Source organism: Sorangium sp. So ce124 (assembly GCF_051525235.1).
GTDB lineage: Bacteria > Myxococcota_A > Polyangia > Polyangiales > Polyangiaceae > Sorangium > Sorangium atrum.
In genome coordinates, this window is the sequence record NZ_CP150312.1 from 8,185,669 (window position 1) to 8,203,077 (window position 17,409).

11 protein-coding genes are annotated in these 17,409 nt (G+C 70.0%); 6 read left to right on the forward strand and 5 right to left on the reverse strand.

Annotated features, from left to right (window positions below; all coding sequences use genetic code 11):
* Positions 1-132: 132 nt before the first annotated feature.
* Complete coding sequence (locus WMF19_RS30590; protein ID WP_437893608.1) at positions 133-2,175, forward strand: ATP-binding protein; 2,043 nt, start codon at positions 133-135, stop codon at positions 2,173-2,175.
* A gap of 96 nt (positions 2,176-2,271) precedes the next feature.
* Here WMF19_RS30590 and WMF19_RS30595 read toward each other — a convergent pair whose 3' ends face one another.
* From WMF19_RS30595 to WMF19_RS30605, 3 genes are all read right to left on the reverse strand, one after another.
* Positions 2,272-3,360, reverse strand: coding sequence for a Kelch repeat-containing protein (locus tag WMF19_RS30595; RefSeq protein WP_437893609.1), 1,089 nt, complete (start codon positions 3,358-3,360; stop codon positions 2,272-2,274).
* A gap of 45 nt (positions 3,361-3,405) precedes the next feature.
* Positions 3,406-4,083, reverse strand: coding sequence for a hypothetical protein (locus WMF19_RS30600; RefSeq protein ID WP_437893610.1), 678 nt, complete (start codon positions 4,081-4,083; stop codon positions 3,406-3,408).
* Positions 4,084-4,228: 145 nt separating this feature from the next.
* A complete protein-coding gene (locus WMF19_RS30605) occupies positions 4,229-4,516 on the reverse strand; it encodes a hypothetical protein (RefSeq protein WP_437893611.1) in 288 nt (95 codons plus the stop codon).
* A gap of 1,257 nt (positions 4,517-5,773) precedes the next feature.
* Between WMF19_RS30605 and WMF19_RS30610 the strand changes: the two genes are divergently transcribed.
* The 3 genes from WMF19_RS30610 (at position 5,774) to WMF19_RS30620 (ending at position 11,746) form a co-directional block, all read left to right on the forward strand.
* The gene (locus WMF19_RS30610) at positions 5,774-6,301 is read left to right on the forward strand and encodes a hypothetical protein (protein WP_437893612.1); all 528 of its coding nucleotides are present in this window, start codon (positions 5,774-5,776) and stop codon (positions 6,299-6,301) included.
* 226 nt (positions 6,302-6,527) lie between these two features.
* Positions 6,528-8,111, forward strand: a complete 1,584-nt coding sequence (locus WMF19_RS30615) for a carboxypeptidase regulatory-like domain-containing protein (protein ID WP_437893613.1) — start codon at positions 6,528-6,530, stop codon at positions 8,109-8,111.
* A gap of 110 nt (positions 8,112-8,221) precedes the next feature.
* Positions 8,222-11,746, forward strand: a complete 3,525-nt coding sequence (locus WMF19_RS30620; RefSeq protein WP_437893614.1) for an AgmX/PglI C-terminal domain-containing protein — start codon at positions 8,222-8,224, stop codon at positions 11,744-11,746.
* Positions 11,747-11,891: 145 nt separating this feature from the next.
* Here WMF19_RS30620 and WMF19_RS30625 read toward each other — a convergent pair whose 3' ends face one another.
* Both WMF19_RS30625 and WMF19_RS30630 read right to left on the reverse strand, forming a co-directional pair.
* Complete coding sequence (locus WMF19_RS30625; protein WP_437893615.1) at positions 11,892-14,342, reverse strand: right-handed parallel beta-helix repeat-containing protein; 2,451 nt, start codon at positions 14,340-14,342, stop codon at positions 11,892-11,894.
* A 666-nt stretch (positions 14,343-15,008) separates the two neighbouring features.
* Positions 15,009-16,049, reverse strand: a complete 1,041-nt coding sequence (locus tag WMF19_RS30630; protein WP_437893616.1) for a Gfo/Idh/MocA family protein — start codon at positions 16,047-16,049, stop codon at positions 15,009-15,011.
* On the opposite strand from WMF19_RS30630, the gene WMF19_RS30635 reads away from it, so the two are divergent.
* Entirely contained in the window at positions 16,048-16,236 is a 189-nt protein-coding gene (locus WMF19_RS30635) for a hypothetical protein (protein ID WP_437893617.1), read from the forward strand. The genes WMF19_RS30630 and WMF19_RS30635 overlap by 2 nt on opposite strands.
* Positions 16,237-16,321: 85 nt before the next feature.
* Positions 16,322-17,398, forward strand: a complete 1,077-nt coding sequence (locus WMF19_RS30640; RefSeq protein WP_437893618.1) for a hypothetical protein — start codon at positions 16,322-16,324, stop codon at positions 17,396-17,398.
* Positions 17,399-17,409 lie beyond the last annotated feature (11 nt).

The following is a 17,409-nucleotide window of genomic DNA, read 5'->3' on the forward strand; positions in this document are numbered from 1 at the left end:
GTGCGCCGTCGTCCGCGATTCTGCTCCGGGATCTTGCACAGTTCGTACCCTCGACACGCCTCCGCGAGAGGCGAGCCGCGAGAAAGTGAGCTACTTCAACTCTCCATTCTCCCAAGGAAGAGCGCGGACCGTATGCAGGCACCTACCGTCCTGATCGTCGATCATGACGAGGCCCAACGAGAGGAGATCCGCCGCACGCTCGAGGCCGCTGGGCTGCGGGTCGAGCTCGCAGCGACGATCGCAGAGAGCCTGCGAAGAGCCCATCGACCGCCGGACCTGGTGCTCATCAGCGTCGATCTGCCGGACAGCGAGCGGTGCGAGCTCTGCCAGCGCCTCCAGGCGGCGCTGGGCGCGGCGGCCATCCCGGTGCTGCACGCCGGCCGGGCCCGCGCGGCCGTCGGTCAGCCGTCGACCTTGAATTCGTGCGGTTCCACGTATGATTGCTGTCGTGCCGGCTCGCGCGCATGGCCGATCGAGAGCCGGCTCCTGATGACGGCCGTCCGCGCTCTGCTCGACGCGCGCGCAGCGAACGTCGCGCGCGCCGAGAGCGACGAGCGGTTCCGCGCGGCCTTCGACCAGGCGGCGGTGGGGATGGCCCACGTCTCCCTGGATGACCGCTTGCTCCGCGTGAACCCGAAGCTCTGTGAGCTGCTCGGATACACCGTCGAGGAGATGATGGCGCTCCGCGCCCAGCATCTCCGGCATCCGGACCACGCGGAGAGAGCGCTCCGGCATGTCCATGCGCTGTGCGACGGGGAGATCCCCTCTTCCACCACCGAAGAGCGCTGCGTGCGGCGGGACGGGTCGACGCTCTGGGTCGCGGTCACGCGCTCGCTCGCTCGCGATCGCGCGGGGGCGCCGCTGTACGTCGTCGAGGTCGTGAGAGAGATCGAGCGCCGCAAGCGGGCCGAGGAGGCGCGGGAGCGGGCGCTCGCCAGCGAGCGCGTCGCGCGCATCCGGGTCGAGCTGGCGGAGGCGCGCGTCGCGCGCCTCCAGACGTTCACGTCCGAGCTCTCGCGCGCGGCGACGCCCGCGCAGGTGGCCGAGGTGGTCCTCTCGCTCGGGCTCGCCGCGCTCTACGCCGACGCGGGGTACGTCGCGCTCCTCGCGGAGGACGGCGTGATCGAGGTCCTCCGCGCGCCCGGCTACCCCGAGGACGTGGTCGAGCGCCTACGCCGCATTCCCATGTCCGCGCGCCTGGCTGCCGTCGACTGCATCCGCACGGGTCAGCTGCTGATCTTCGAGTCGCTCGAGGCGTATAAGGCTGCCTATCCCGACGCGCCGGTAGGCGACTGGGCCAAGACCATGATCTGCGTCCCCATGACGCTGGGTGACGTGACCATCGGGGTGCTCGGGGTCACGTACCGCGACGCCTGTCGGATCAGCGAGGAGGATCGGCGCTTCATGACGACGCTCGCCCTGCAGTGCGCGCAGGCCCTGGACCGCGCGCGCCTCTACGAGGCCGAGCAGCGGGCGCGGCGGCTCCGCGAGGAGGCGCTGGCCATCGCGGCGCACGACCTCCGAAACCCGCTGTCGTCGATCATCCTGGCCGCGTCCCTGCTCGAGCGATCGGCCCCGGCGGACGCGGCGGGGCAGCCGATCCGCAATCGGGCGCGGCAGATCAAGCGCGCCGCGGAGCGCACCGTCGAGATGCTCGGCGAGCTCCTCGACGCCGCCATCATCGAGGCGAAGGGCCTGAAGCTGGACGTCCAGCCGTGCGAGGCGGGCTCGCTCGTGCGCGAGGTCACCGAGATGCTCGCGCCGCTCGCCGAAGCGAAGCGGATCCGGCTCCACACCCTCCTTCCGGGGAGCGGCCTTGAGCTCCGCTGCGACCGTGGCCGCATGCTCCAGGTGCTGTCGAACCTCGTGGGCAACGCCCTGAAGTTCACCGCCGAAGGACGAGAGATCACGATCGTCGCGGAGCGCCAGGGGCCCGATGTCCGCCTGTCCGTCAGCGACACGGGCACGGGGATCCGGCCCGAAGACATCCCGCGCCTGTTCGATCGCTACTGGCAAGGGCGGGCGGCGCGCTGCGCTGGCGCGGGGCTTGGGCTGTACATCGTCAAGGGCATCGTCGAGGCGCACGGGGGGCAGATCTCGGTCGATAGCGAGCTCGGCGCGGGGACGACGTTCTCCTGCACGATCCCGGTCGCGCACCGAGCCCGAGGAGGCTAGCGCGCTCCTCACCGCATGTCCGACGGTGAGCACGACTCCAGAAGACTGGAGCCAGCTCCACTCTATGAGCGGTTGCTCCTGCGCTCCGCGTCGCGGTCACTGCGCCACGTCGACGGACTCGACGGATGCGGTCAGCTCGTTGTCCGCCGCGGATCGCCCGCCGAGGACGATCACCTCGCCGCCGCCAGGACAGATCAGGGGGCTGAAATACCGCGTGAACTCCAGGGCTCCCGCGGGCTCCCAGCCGTCGCCCGCCTCGTCGAGCCGGAAGAGGCCGTCGGCGAAGTTGACGTAGAGGTCCTGTTCGTCGTTGCACGCCGTCGCGCCGAAGCCGGCAATCGGGATCTCCGAGGGGAGGGCCGGGCCCGGCGACCAGGCCTCGGTCTTCGTGTCGAACCGGTAGACCTCGCCCGAGAACGCCATCCCCTCGCCGACGCCGCCGAGCGCATAGATCGTGTCACCGCGCCTCGCGACGCCCAGCGAGCGGAGCGCGAACGGCGCCTCGGGCAGGGGGACCCACGCCGCGTCGGGCGTCGAGAGGTCGAGCACGGCTCCCCGGGTCAGCAGCTCGCCAGGGCCCGCGAGCGTCCAGCCCCCGATAACATATAGCCGGTCCCCCACCACGACGGCCCCGTGCCCGGAGCGCCCCTCCGGCAAGTCCGGCATGGCGTGCCATGTCCCTTCGCGCGGATCGTAGCGCTCGACCGTCGCCACCGAGGTGAGGACCTCCGGCTCGTCGATGGCGCTGTCCACGCGGAGGCCGCCGATACGATAGATGAAGCCGCCGTGCGCCACGAGCGCGATGCTCTCGAGGTGCTCCACGGCCCCGAGGTCCTCCCAGGCGCCGCCTTGCGCAAGGGAGAGCCGGCGGAACCCGGTCGACTGGTGTTCGGCCGCAAAGCCTCCTCCGAGGTTCCCCCCGTACGTATAGATCGTGTCGTCGGCGAGGGCGGCGCCGAAGGAGCTGACGGCCTCGGGCAGGTCGGGATAGCGGCGCGGGGGCTGAGCCCGCGGCAGCTCGAGCTCCCGGGCCTCCCCCGTGGGGACGGCGGGGAACGCGCGGAAGGCTGCGGGCGTCGGGGCCGGCCGCACCTCCTCGTCGTCGCCGCAACCCAGGACTGTCAGAGCGCTCGCCGCGGCGAGCATGCACCGAGTGAACCACAGCGAACCGTTCCTGTGAGACATCGTGACGGATCTCCTTGTCCGTGAAACCATCGACCGCTGGCGGCCTCAATCGATCGCCGCGCCATGAGCGATCCAGCGGCGGACGGTGTCTTTCTCGTCGGCCGAGAGCGGCTTCAGCGTCGGCGGCATCGCGAGGCCACAGCCCTCGTCGCACGAAACGAGCCCGCATTCGAGCGTTCCATCGATCTTGTGCATGACGTAACTGTGCTCCGGGTCCCCCGGCGCCACGCGCTTCATCCCGGAGGCCTCTGCGGAGTCGACGTCCACGTTCTGCTCGCGGATGGCAGCGAGCTCGTCCGCGCCGACCTGCGCCGGCGGCGTGCTCGCGGTCGGTCCCAGGTAGGGCCGCGTCGGGTCGCCGCGCGAGTCGGCATGACAGGCGGCGCCGGTCGCGCAGGAGCGTTGCAGGAGCGGCAGCACCTCCGTCCGGAACTCCACGGGGCGCCCGGCGTCAAAGCGCGTGTAGTCGTGGCAACGCGCGTCGCCCTGGCCGGCGCTCCCGGCGCCTCCGCCCTGATCGCCGGCGCCGCCGTTGCCGCCAGCAGCGCCGTTGCCACCGGCGCCGTCATCACGCGTACGATCGGGGTCCCCGCGCGAGCCGCCGCCGCACGCGGCGGCCGCGAGCGCCAGCAGGAAGACGGGGATGAGCCGGCAGCGCCTCGACGGCGCGCCCGGCGTGCGCAGCGAGCTGCGCTCGGCGGGTGGGAGGTTCGGGAGCTGCATAAGTAGCGCCGCAATCTAGTTCAAGCGCACCGCTGCGCACTATAGCAGCGCGCATCTGCGGGCGTGGCGCCGAGCCCGCCGCTGCGCCGGCGCTCGGCCCCGCCTCGCGTCGAGATCGGAGAGGGCGGGCGCGGGCGCCAGGCGGTCAGTAACCGAACATCTTCTTTTGCTGCTTTTGCTTGGTGGTCCCCTCGTCATCGTCGTCACCCTCCAGCTCGCCATCGGAATCGGACGAGGACTCGCTGTCCGCCTCCTCTAGCGTGAAGACCAACAAGCTGCGGCACGTCGCCTTGATGAGCTTGCGCGGCTCGCGCCTGGTCAATGGGGTGCTGACGGTCCACGAATCGCACGCATTCGCCCCCACGCCGATGAGCGCACCTTCCAGCTTCGCGAATGCACCCTCCAGAAAGCCAAGATCGGTGTTGCTTGACACGATTCTGTACTTCCTGGCGTCTCCTCTCTCCGCAGCGCATGCGCGCTGGCCGCCGCAGGCGCCAAAGCGACGGGTCCGCAGCCATCCTGGCGAGCCGGACGCCGCCGAATCTAGCATGGCACGACGACCGCAAGTCGACGGCTCATTCGTTCTGTCCCCACCCCAATACAGCCATACGGCAGCGCTTTCGGGCGAGGGCAGGCCCGGAACGTGTGCGCCGCACGCAGACTGCCGAGCAGCGGGGCTCTCTGGCCCACGGGCCCCATCATGCCTTCGGCCTGGTCGCGTCATCGACCGATGGACACGAGATGACCGCCCCAGGTGCGCATGCGGACGGCCCACGAGAGGTTCCCCGAGTTCTGACGTCCCAATCGCCGACTGAGCTCGTCAAGATGCACTGAGGCCGGATCGCGCGGAGCAGGGCGCGGCCGCACCGCGGTGCTTCGGCCGCTGCCGCTGGACGGCTTTCGCCGTCGCTCCGCCTCAAAGCTCTCTGCGAGCGCGCTTGCCGGCCCCTCGCGGGCCGAGCTCATTCCTCGTGAGCCGTCCGGTCCGTATCGGACAGATTCCCTCCTCTCCTTGTGATGCGTCCCTCGTCAGGCAAGCACCGGCGCGACGTCTACGAGGCCCAAGGGCGCCCCGGCACCGCGGCGACCCTGGCGCGGCGCACGATGAAGGACATAAGCGCACCTGGAACTGGCCACGCTGGACGGGGCCTTTGTGCGCTCAGCGTCGCTCGATGAACCACGTTGGACATGTCTGGCAATGCTCCTGACAAACAGGCGCATTCTCGGCTGGACGACCCGTGGCGCGCTTTGGGATGTTCCAAGATTGTGCAGTTCGGGTGCAACCACGGTGATCGCCCGAGCTGTGGCGCGCCGTCCACGCGTTTCTCGCTTGTTTAGTGTATTCTTTCTTTCTCCAGGACTTGCTCGTTGGGAAATGAGGGGTATCGTCAGCCCCGTCCGATTCGAGGAGTTCCTGTCCAAGCCGACAGGAGTTCCGGTTCCATCGGGGCGTACGTCGGAGGGGCCCGCTGTGGCGTGCCCTCTCCGCTGGCGCCACGCGCCATGAAGTCGATGGCAGGGAGCGACGCCTGCGGTGGCGTTCCCTCGCCAGACATCCGGCGCGGCGGTCTTCGGGCAGCGCATGGCCCCAGGAGAGCGAGCGCATCTGGCGCTCTCCGTAGGGGTTGTCGTCCCGCGTTCATCTCAAGACGCACGTTCCACAGGTCACGAAACACAAGGAGTTGTGCTTATGAAGAAGCTCGTCATCCTCACCGCGCTCGCCACCATGTCGTTCTCGGGCAGCGCCATGGCCATCAGGACCATCCAGGTCACGCCGCCCGAGCCGCCGCGCGCCATCACGATCGAAGGGCTGTCGGCCGGCACAGGGCGGTTCGTCTTCCTGTTCTCAGGCGGCCCGATTCCCAACAGCGTCGCCGCTCCGAACGGAACATGCGGGTACAACCTGCTCTGGAGGAACAACCCCCTGTTCGGCGACGCGGTCTGCAACGTCCTGGAGGCGACGACGGCGACCAACCCGAGCTGCATACAGAACATGATGACTGACATCAACAGCACCGCGTACGCCGGCGATGGCTTCACGCCCACCTGTATGGGGTTTACTCAGATGGGTATGCCATTCGGTCCCCCCTTCTCACCCAGCGCCATCATGATCCTCGGCGAGGTTGCGAACACTGTGGCGCTGACGCCGTCCCTGGTCGGCATCATTCAGATTCCAGTTTTCCCATTCCTTGGTGCCCAAGGCATCACGTTTGCGTGACGCCGAGCGCACCCCGCCGCGTCGACGTCCGATGATGGGAGCCTCCGGGGCCGGGCGCGACCGGTCCCGGAGGCCTCCTCGATGCGCCGGTGCTCGCTCCCTGTGTCCGCCGTTGCCTCGCCCCGAGAGCGAGCGGGAGCCGCAGTGGATATCCCCGCTCCTCGCGGCGGTGACATCGCTGCGAGCGCCACAGCTCCCCACACCATGACTCGATGGAGAACTTCTCATGCAACCCCCTGCCTTGCGTCACGATACTCCCCGACGATGGCCGCTCTGGTGCCTGCTCGCGGCGCTCGCCCTCGTCGCCGTGCTGTTCTTCCGGCCGAAGCACGAAGCGCCCCTCACCACGCAACGCGAGCCGGCGCCTGCGCAGAAGCGATCGGGCTACATCAACCGGGCGCAATGGAAGCTCCCCGCCGCGCGCCCTGCCGAGCAAGCCCTCGAGCAGGCGTCGATCTCCGGGACGGTTTACGACCTGACCGGCGTCCCGCTCGCCGGGGTCGCGGTCGCCGCGGCCACGTACGAGGTCGCCGGCAACTTCCCGACCACTGCGGCCTCCGTCCAGAGCGACGAAGATGGACGCTTCGAGCTCCGTGTCCCGAACGGCACGTACAATCTCGTTGGCAACAAAGAGGGATACGGCCCGTCGCTTGTCATCGCGCACAGCGGTGAAGACGTCTCCCTCATGCTCCCGAGGAGCGGGATCGTCGAGGGACATGTCTACAACGAGCGCAAGGAGCCGATCACACGGTTCACCGTCGATGTCATCACGATGGCCCCCGACAGCACGGCGGCGCCTGCGCCCCTCTTATCGAAGCGCTTCGAGGGGCCGGACGGCGCCTTCCGCGTAGACCAGCTCCCTGGCTGGCCGGTGCTCCTCAGGGTCACGGCGTCCGACTATGCGCCGACGTTCTCCTCGCTCGTCTACGCCAGGGCCGGCGAGAGCCGCAACGTCGATCTGACACTCTCGGGCGGGTGCACGCTTACGGGGACGGTTCACGACGAGAAAGGCGCGCCGCTCGCAGGGGTGTTCCTCGACGCTGAGTCGCGCCAGGCCGCGGGCACAGCGAGCCAGTGGTCGATGGATGCCGCGAGCCAGGCGCAGAGCGACCTCGAAGGCCGCTTCCGGCTGGAGCACGTCCCCGCTGGCGACATCCTGGTCCGCGGGTACGCCAGCGACTACGCCACGACGACGACAGGCGTCCAGGTCTCCGCGTGCGGCGATCTGGCGCCAGTCGATCTCACCATGTCCACGGGCGGCAGCGTCGTCGGCATGGTGCGCGGGAGCGACGGCAAGCCGCTCGCCGGCGCGAGGCTCGTGGCGTCTCACCGGAGCATCGGCTTCGTGAACACGGTGACCGACGCCGAGGGTCGGTATCGCTTCGAGCAGCTCCCGCCGGTCGTGGTGCGCTTGGAGCTGGTCGACCCTGTGCAGCGCAACGTGACGCACGTCAGCGTGACGGAAGGGCGCGAGGTCGAGCGGAACCTGGCGCTCTTCGCGAAGGGCTCGGGCGAGATCCGCGGGCGCGTCACGGCCGGCGAGAAGCCACTCCGGGGGATCCAGGTCCAGGTGGCCTGCAACCAGGGAGAGGGCGGGCTCGACATGCGCTATCCGACGACAGGGCCCGACGGGACTTACCGGGTGACGGATCTGCCGGACGGCGCCTACATGGTCCTGGTCAACTCAGCAGGCCGGGCCACGTCGACCAACGTGCGTGGCGGCGGCGTCGCGGAAGCGAATCTAGATGTGGCCGAACAATCCAAGCCGGCCGATGCCGCGGTTACTCCGACGCGGTTCTCCAAGGACTGAGCGGCGCGAGGCGGGAACCTCCGGCTCGCCCGGGCTGTCGATCGCCCTGCCCCACCGCCGGCGGGCCCGCGCTCAGGCTCGGCCCGCCGCGCAACGACCGGAGATCCCCCGTGCCTAGAGCCCTCCTCCGCAGCCGCGCTGCGCTCGCCGCGATCGCCGCCCTCGTCCCTGCCCTCTTCAGCTGCGCCGACAGCCCCTCGCCGCCCACCACCGCCGCCTCGCTCTCGCGCGGGCCCGCACCGGCCGCGCCGCGCGCCCTGCCCGCCGCGCCGGCCTTCGCCGTCGCGGCGCGCCGCGCCGAGGCCGCGCCGTTCCGGCTCACCGCCGCGGACGGCACCGGGCTGCGCCTCGTCGCGCTCACCGGCCGCGCGGTGATCGAGGCGCCGCTCGCGCTCGCCGAGCTGCACCTCACCTTCGAGAACCCCGAGGATCGCGTGCTCGAGGGCACCTTCAGCGTGACGCTGCCGCCCGGCGCGAGCGTCGGGCGCCTCGCCATGAAGATCGACGATCGGTGGCAGGAGGGCGAGGTCGTCGAGCTCCAGCGCGCGCGCGAGGCGTACGAGGACTTCCTCCACCGCAAGCAGGACCCTGCGCTGCTCGAGCAGGCGGCGGGCAACGAGGTGAGCGCGCGGGTCTTCCCCATCCCGGCGCGCGGCGTGAAGCACATCGTCCTGTCGTACTCCCAGGAGCTCCGCCCGGGCGCGCCCTTCACCGTCCCCTTGCGCGGCCTGCCCGCGGTGAGCCGCCTCGACATCGAGGCCGCCGTCGCCGGCGCCGCCGCGCCCGTCCACGCGCTGCGCCGGAACGACGCCGCGCCCGAGGCCGATTTCGTTGTGGATCCCGCGCGGCTCACGTCGATCGAGGCGCGCGGCGGCCTGCGCAGCGGCGAGCTCGTGCTCGCCCGCGTGAACGCTCCGGTGGACGCGCGGCCCGATCCGCTCGCCTCCGCGGTGATCCTCGTGGACACGAGCGCCTCGCGCGCGCTCGGGCTCGAGGAGCAGCTCGGCGCGCTCGCGGCCCTCGCGCGGGCGGTCGCCCAGGCAGGCGGCCCGGGCGCGCCGCTCACCGTCGCCTGCTACGACCAGGCCGTCACCCCCATCTTCGACGGCGCGGCGTCGGCGTTCGGCGAGGTCGAGATCGCGCGCATCCGCGAGCGGCAAGCGCTCGGCGCCTCGGATCTCGGGCGCGCGCTCCGCTGGGCCGGCGAACGCGCGCGCACCCGCGGCCAGCGGCGCGTCGTGCTGCTCTCCGACGGCATCGCGACGGCGGGTGAGGTCGCGCCGGGCGCGCTGCGCGGCGCCGCGGCGGCGCTGCGGGGCGCGGGGGTCGAGCGGCTCGACGCGGTCGCGCTGGGCGGCCTCCGCGACGAGGCCGCGCTGCGGCAGCTCGTCGCGGCTGGCCTGCCCCGCGACGGCGCCGTGGTCGACGGCGCGCGCGGCGCCGCCGAGATCGAGCGGCGCCTCGGCTCGGCCACGCGCTCGGGGATCGCTGTGAACATCGAGGGCGCGCGCTGGGTCTGGCCCCGCACCCTGAACGGCGTGCAGCCCGGCGACGAGGCGCTCGTCTACGCCGAGGTGCCGGCCGCGCTGCCCGTCCGGCTCACGGTCGACGGCCGCACCACGACGCCCGACCTCCGCGGCGTGGAGCGCCCGCTGCTCGAGCGCTCGTGGGCCCGGGCGAAGATCGACGGCCTCCTCGCCCGAGAGGACGCCGGGGGCGACCAGGACGCGATCCGCAAGCAGATCATCGATCTCTCGATCGCGCACCGGGTGCTCAGCCCGTACACCGCGCTGCTCGTGCTGGAGACCGAGCACGACTACGCGCGCTTCGACATCGCCCGGCGAGGGCTCTCCGACATCCTGACCGTGGAGGGCGGCCGCGTCGCCGTGCAGAGGCGCTCGCGGTCGCAGGCCGGGAAGCCGTCGGCCCCCGCGCCGGCCACCAGCCCGCTCGCCGGCGCTTCGCCTGGCGAGCGCGCCGAGGTTGCCACTGAGCAGAGCGCCGACGTTTCCCCTGGCGGGAGCGCTGCCCTGCGCCCTCCCCCCGCGCCGCCGGCGCCTCCTGCCGGCGCGGACAGCCGATACGCCTTCCTCAAGGAGGGGCCCGCGCCGTCAGGCGCCGGCGGGAGCGCCGGCGGGCTCGGGCTATCGGGCGTCGGCGAGGGCGGCGGCGGCCGCGGCGAGGGCATCGGCCTCGGCGCGATCGGCTCCATCGGCCACGGCAGCGGGGCCGCGGCGCCTGCGCCGAGCGCCGCGTCGGCCACGGGCACCGGCCAGGGCTTCGGCAGCGGGCACGGTCGCCTCGCTGGCAGCCACCGGACCACGGCGCCGCAGGTCCGCATGGGCGCCACCCAGGTGAGCGGCCGCCTCCCGCCGGAGGTGATCCAGCGCATCGTCCGCCAGAACTTCGGCCGCTTCCGCCTCTGCTACGAGCGCGGGCTCCAGCGCGACGAGGGCTTGCAAGGCCGCGTCACCGTGCGCTTCACCATCGACCCGAGCGGCGCGCTCGCCAACGCGCGCGACGGCGGCTCCGATCTGCCCGACAGCGCCACGGTCTCCTGCGTGGTCCGCGCCTTCCGCGACCTCACCTTCCCCGCGCCCGAGGGCGGCAGCGTCGACGTGGTGTACCCGATCCTGTTCACGCCGCCCCCGGACGCCGCGCCCGCGCCGGCCGCGCCCGACGCGCCCGACGGCGCCGCGCCCCCTCGGTCGGAGCCGTATACCGGCCGCTTCAAGCAGATCCACGACACCCTCGACCGAGGCGACGCGCCGGCCGCGGTGCGCGACGCCCGGGCCTGGCACGCCGAGGCTCCCGGCGACGTGCTCGCGCTCGTCGCGCTCGGCGAGGCGCTCGAGGCGGCGGGCGACACGCCGGGCGCTGCCCGCGCGTACGGCTCGCTCATCGATCTGTTCCCGGCGCGCGCGGACCTCCGCCGCTTCGCCGGCGCGCGCCTCGAGCGGCTCGCGGGCGGCGCCAGCCTGGAGCTGGCGGTCGACACGTACGAGAAGGCGCGCGAGCAGCGCCCCGATCACCCCGCGAGCCACCGCTTGCTCGCGTTCGCCCGCCTCAAGCGGGGCGAGCACGCCGCCGCCTTCGACGCGCTCGCGGCGGGCATCGCGCGCCGCTACCCGCCGGGGCGCTTCTCGGGCGTGGAGGGCATCCTGCGCGAGGATCTCGGCCTGGTCGCCGCGGCGTGGCTCAAGGCGGAGCCCGCGCGCCGGGCGGCCGTCCTGGCCCGGCTCGCGAAGGCCGGCGCCGCGCTCGAAGACGCGCCCTCGCTCCGCTTCGTGCTGAACTGGGAGACCGACGCCAACGACGTCGACTTCCACATCCGGGACGACCGCGGCGGCCACGCCTATTACGGCGACCCGACGCTGCCAGGCGGCGGGCACCTCTACGCCGACGTGACCACCGGCTACGGACCCGAGTGCTTCACCATCCGCGCGCCCCGGGAGCAGCGGGCCAGCCGGTACACCCTGCAGGCGCACTACTACGCGCGCGGACCGATGGGCTACGGCATGGGCAAGCTGCAGATCGTCGACCACGACGGCAAGGGCGGCCTGACCTTCGACGAGCGCCCCTTCGTGGTCATGACCGACGGAGCGTTCGTGGAGCTCGGCGCCGTCACGCGCTGACGCGCGATGGGACGGGCGACCGTGGACATCCAACCCAACGACCACGTGCACACGCACAACCTGGCCACCGCGCTCTCCGGCCTCCTAGAACTCCAGACGCTGGCGTCAGCCCTGTTGCCGCCCGCGCCGCCCACACCGCGGCGCGTCAGCGCACCCGCAGCTGCGCCGCCGATTCTCCGAGCTTTTCGCCCTGCGCATCGACGACATACAGCTTGTACGTTCCGGCGCTGGCCGGCACGGCGATGGACGTAGCGTCTCCCGCCGCCTTCGTCATCGTCACGCCCTCCGTGAACGAGCCGGTGCCGGCCGGCGCGAGCCAGACAGCGTTGGTCGCCGCGCCGGTGCTCCTGATCTTGATTGTCTTGGTGCCGGATGCCACCGAGGCGCTCGCCGGGAACACGTAGTCTTGGACCGCGAGCAGGCTGCTGGGAACGATGCCCCGGTGCTCTTCCTGGACGCCGGAGCTCAAGCAGATATCGTATTGCGACGCCGGCCACATGTTGTCCGGCACCGCGACCGGCGGGTCGATCCTGCTATCGGGCGGGTTGACGCCCATCTTGTTCACGGTGGCGTACGTCCTCAGGATGGTGAGATGGTGCTTGGCCCCGAAATCCTCGCAATTGATCGTGTATTTTACGCCGGGGTCGATGTCGAGCACGTTGTCGTTCTGCGTGATGTACGCGCTGCCCTCGTCGTTGTGCAGGCCGTACGTGGGGCCGCTCGTCGCGGGCGGAATGCCCTTGACGTAGTTCTCGTTGATGGTCGTGCCAGGCATCTGACCTAGCGTATAGATCGCGCCGCTGTCGTGCAGCCTGCTCAAGGTATCGATGAAGCGATTGTTGTTGATCGCGTTGTCTTTGCAGGTGGTCGAGTCGGGGAAGTTCCGCCAGCCCCAGCCCAGGTTGATGCCGTTGTAGGCCGTCTTCTGGATCTGGTTGTAGGTGATCTTCAGGCCATCGACGAAGAACGCGGTGATGCCCGAATGGCCACCGAAGCCCGGCAGTGAGCTCACGTCGTACAGCAGGTTGTTGCTGATGGTGTCGTTTTTACAGATGCCTTCGACACCCGAGCCGAACCTGTTGTGCGGGCCGGTGTCGCCCACGTACACGTGCTGCGGGTGGCCGACCGTGATGCCGCTGCCGGCCATGTCGGTGATGTAGTTGCCGAGGATGCTGGAATTCACGACGTCGTTGATGAAGGAAATGCCCTCATTACCGCTGTGCTTCACCACGTTGCCGATGAAGTCGATCGAGTCGGCGTTGTTGACCGTGATCATCCCGGGCAGCGTGTCGATGATCTCGTACTTGCTGTTGTGCCAGTTGCCGTCGCCGTAGGCGACGTAGACGGTGGCGCCCTGTACCGTCGCTTTGCCGCGAGACTCGTCCACGCTGTACAGGTTGTAGTCGGTGTTGGCGAAGGTGATGCCCTGGAAGGTGAGATTTTTGACGCGGCTGGCGGTGGAGGCGCCGGCGATGTCGATCAGCTTTTCTGCGATCGGCGCCTGCACGTCGGCTTGAGCCATGTCCTCGCCCTGCCGCGGGTAGTAGTAGAGGGTGCCGGTCGTCTTATCGAAATAGAACTGACCGGGCGAGCTGAAGAACTCGCGCGCGTTGTAAATTGTGTGGGTACCGGAGACGCTGAAGCCCGAATTCCAGCCGGGGGTTTGCGCGATGGCGCCGTAGGGCTGTTGAAAGAGCAGCGCGCGGCGGTTGTCCGGTGTGGTGGTGACATCGCGAACGCAAACGATATTCTCGTTCCAAGTGGTGCCGTTCACGATCTCGAGGTCGTCTTTGTTGCTGGCGATGGCGGGCACCGCGTCGATATCGTACTTGGCGCCGTCACTCGCGCTGCCGCTCGCCCAGGCCCAGCTGTGTTGCCCGGCCGTCACGCTGTACGTCCCGACCCCTCCGCGCGACGTGACCCGCTTGCTCGTCATCAGGGCACGCGCATCGTTCACGTACAGGTTGCGCAGCTTCGTCGTTCGGTCCAGCTTCGCCTTGTAGATATTGCCTGCGTCCGGCGTCCATCCGGTCACCTTCGTCGCGCCGTTCAAAACGGGCTTTTCCCCGGGGTAAGCCTGATAGTGGATGCGATGGCCGTTCGTGCCCGAGTCCGATGGCGTGAAGGCGATGGCTTCGGTGAGGCTGTACGTGCCAGCTCGGAGGTAAACGTAGATGTCACCGGTCATGTCGGCGTTGACGGTGCGGACGACGTCGCGCGCCTTGGCGACCGTCTTGAACGGCGCGCTGGCCGTGCCTGGATTGTCGTCGCTACCGGAAGGCGACACGTAGTACGCCGCTTGCCGCGTCCCGGTCTCGTCCGGAACCTCGCCGTCGCCGGCCGCTCCGCCGCCGGCCATCGCGCCCGAGCTGCCGCCGCCCCCGTCGGCTACCGCCCCTCCGGCTCCTTCAGTGGCGTCGGCTCCGCCGGTTGCGTCGGCTCCGCCGGTTGCGCCGCCGCCGGCCGAGCTGCTGCCACCAGCCAGGTTGGGGCTCGCTCCGTCCGACGAACAAGCAGCCAACCCAGCGAACGCCGTGAGTGATGCGGCGACCAGCAGCTTGACGTGACGAACGGTGGGATCGTGACTCTCACGCATGATTTTTTGCCTCGAACGCAAGGTGAGCCGGCCGCCGACGCGGAACACAGCGCCGCTTCCAGATCACATCAACTCAGGAAGGAACCGACCCGCAGCGATGCTGCCGGAAGCGCTGCTGGGGCCTCGCGAAGCAGCGGTATGTTGCGAAGCAGCGATGCCAACCGAGCGGGTGAGCCGGCACGCTCCTCCCCCTGCATGCGCCTCACCTGGAGCCAGCAGCCCGACCGGCAGGGTGAACGCGCATGAAGAGAAAGGCCTGGTGCGCATGACGCACCTATCCGAGACGACGCGAAAGAATGACGGGGCCAAATGTGAACGTTCACATGGCTGGTGTCAATCGAAATGGACGGCGCGCGGATGTCGTCGATCCGGAGGGGTGCGTAGCGGCGGCCGGCCGAGGCGCCCGCATGAGCCGTCCTACGAGCCCGGCTCGTGCGAGCTCGTGGGTTTCCGGGGAGATCTGGGCGGTGCTCGTGCGCAGGACCAGCTCGGCCTCGACGGCGGCGCAGCCGTCAAGGCGCTGTTCGGCCGTCGGGCCTGGACCCGCCTTCGCCGTCGCCGGGGTCGCCGCCGCTGCCGCCTTCGCCCCCCTCGCCGCTGTCGCCGCCGTGGGCGCAGCAAACGTTGGTGACCGCCTGGCTCGGCGACGCCGGGCGCAGCACGCCGCTAGACCCTCTCCCAGTGCCCGCTCTCGACGGAACGGAAGAGCGCGTCGATGACCCGCATGTTGCCCACAGCGACCTCAATTGAGTTCTCGACCGGGCCGCCCGTGCGGATGGCGCGCGAGAACGCCTCGCTCTGCAGGTGGTACTGGTCGACGGCGGGGAACGAGGTGACCCTGGCCGAGCTGCCGTTCAGCGTCGAGCCGTCATCGAGGAAGACCTTGCACGGCTGGTCGGCGGGGGCGTTGAACGGGATCTCGATCTCGATGCGGCCCCTGGTACCGAGCGCGTTCACGCGCTGGTAGGCCGCCGCCTGCGTGCTGCACGTGAACGTCAGGTGCGCGCCGCCGTAGTCGAGCAGGCCCGAGGTCAAGCGATCGGTGCCGAACTCGGGATCGCGCTCGACGAGCGCGATGGCCCGCACGGGCTCCCGTCCGAACAGGAAGCGCGACGTGTTCAGCGCGTAGCAGCCGATGTCGTAGAGCGCGCCGCCCCCGACTTCCTTCTTGTTGCGGATGTTGGCGGCGTCGCGGTTGAAGTACGAGAACGCCGTCTGGACGCTGACAAGGTCGCCTATCTGGCCGCCTCTCACCCAGTCCCTGGCCTGCTGCCACTGCGGGTGGTTGCGGATCATGAACGCCTCGGCGATCAGCTTGCCCGTCTCGCGCTGGACGTCGACCAGCGCCTCGGCGTCCTTGGCGCTGAGCGCGATCGGCTTCTCGCACAGGACGTGCTTGCCGGCGCGGGCCGCGCGCGCCGTCCACTTCACGTGCAGGTGGTTGGGCAGCGGGTTGTAGACGGCATCGATCTCCGGATCCTCGAGCAGCTCATCGTAGCTGCCGTACGCCTTCGGGATCCCGAGCGACCGCGCGGCGTCGCGCGCCTTGCCGGAGTCACGCGACGCCAGCGCGGTGAGCTGGGTCAGGGGCCCCCGCTTCATGCCGGGTAGGCTGACCGTCAACGCGAAGGTGCTCGCCCCGAGGACGCCCCAGCGCACGGGGGTGAGGGATTGGTTGGAGTATTGACCTTGGACAGATGTGGACATGGGCACCTCGCTGCTCGCGAAGCTAACGGTCGGCGGCGCGCCTGTAAACGCTCGACTCGACGATGGCCCGACGTACGGGCTCGACGCCTTCGCGGCGTGCGTGATCGGAGGCGCCCCGACGTCAGGCGGCCTCGGGACCGCCGGCGGCCGCCTGACCGGAGCGCTCCTCTTCGAGGTCCTCGACTAGGGCCCTGGCGTCCTCGAGATGTCCCCCGCCGACAGCAGCTCATCAAAGGCATCCTCCTCGCGGCCGTCTCCGTCGAACTCCGCACGTGCCTGCGGAAGCGCTGAGGCGCCGCCGCACCGAGGGCCACTCGATCTCCTCGCCGCCAATGACATATCCGACATCGGCCAGGGGCGGAACAGCGCCTGCCATCGAAGTCCCCCTCACGATCCAGACGTCTGTCCGTCGGACGTCACGTCAATACTTCGTCGGCTCGCTCGACAGCACCGGCAAATTCTGCCACTATTACCAGAATTGCAGCCTTTCAGCGGGGACTGATATGGCTCGAAATTCCATGGTAGGTCTCATACCGCTCATCGTTCTGGCCGGAACCGGATGCGGCGAGGGCGGAGAGTGGCTGGAAGCACCCTTGGGCGAGGCGCCGAGCGCGCTGGAGGCCGGCAATGCGCTGAACCCCAACGCGCTCAATCCCAACGCCCTGAACCCCAACGGGCTGGCTGTCGGCGCCTTGAGCTTCGTCGCCCTTGGCTCGCAGGCGCTGACCGCGATCCTGGACCCCGGGCCGAACGGCGCCCTCTCACGCGAGCACCTGAGGTACGCCGTCGAATGCGCTCTCGATAGCTCGCAGTCATTCCGCTTCGGCTGGTTCGACGCCTCTGGTGTCTATCACGACGAAATCTACACAGGCGTGCTCGGGCTCGCCAGGAGCTGGGCGTGGTCCCCGCTGGGTGGTGAAGATCAGCACTGGGTCTCGGCGTGCCTCGCGGCGCGTACCAACTACTACAGGGTCCCCGTCATGCTCTCCTCGCGTGGACCCACCAAGGCGATCAACAAACAAAACACCCCGGAGCTGTTCGCGTTCACGAGGGAGGAGGGTGCATTCTGGGGCAACATCTACGGGAGCTCGCCGGCGCTCTATGCCTGCCATGTTCCAGAGAACGATGCGGGCTCACGCGCGGCCCTCCGTGACTGCGCCGCCGGCCACATCGACGCGACGACCGGATCCATCCAGCCGTGCGGCGCGATCCAGCTTCTCGGCCCGTGTGACACCTATTGCGAACCCATCGCCCCCAAGAACGGCATCTATCACCGTTCCTGTTTCACGGATCCGGCGAACCGCTGGGCCACCATGAGCCTCCAGCCGATCACGGTTTTCCTCCAATGAGAGGGAGGCGT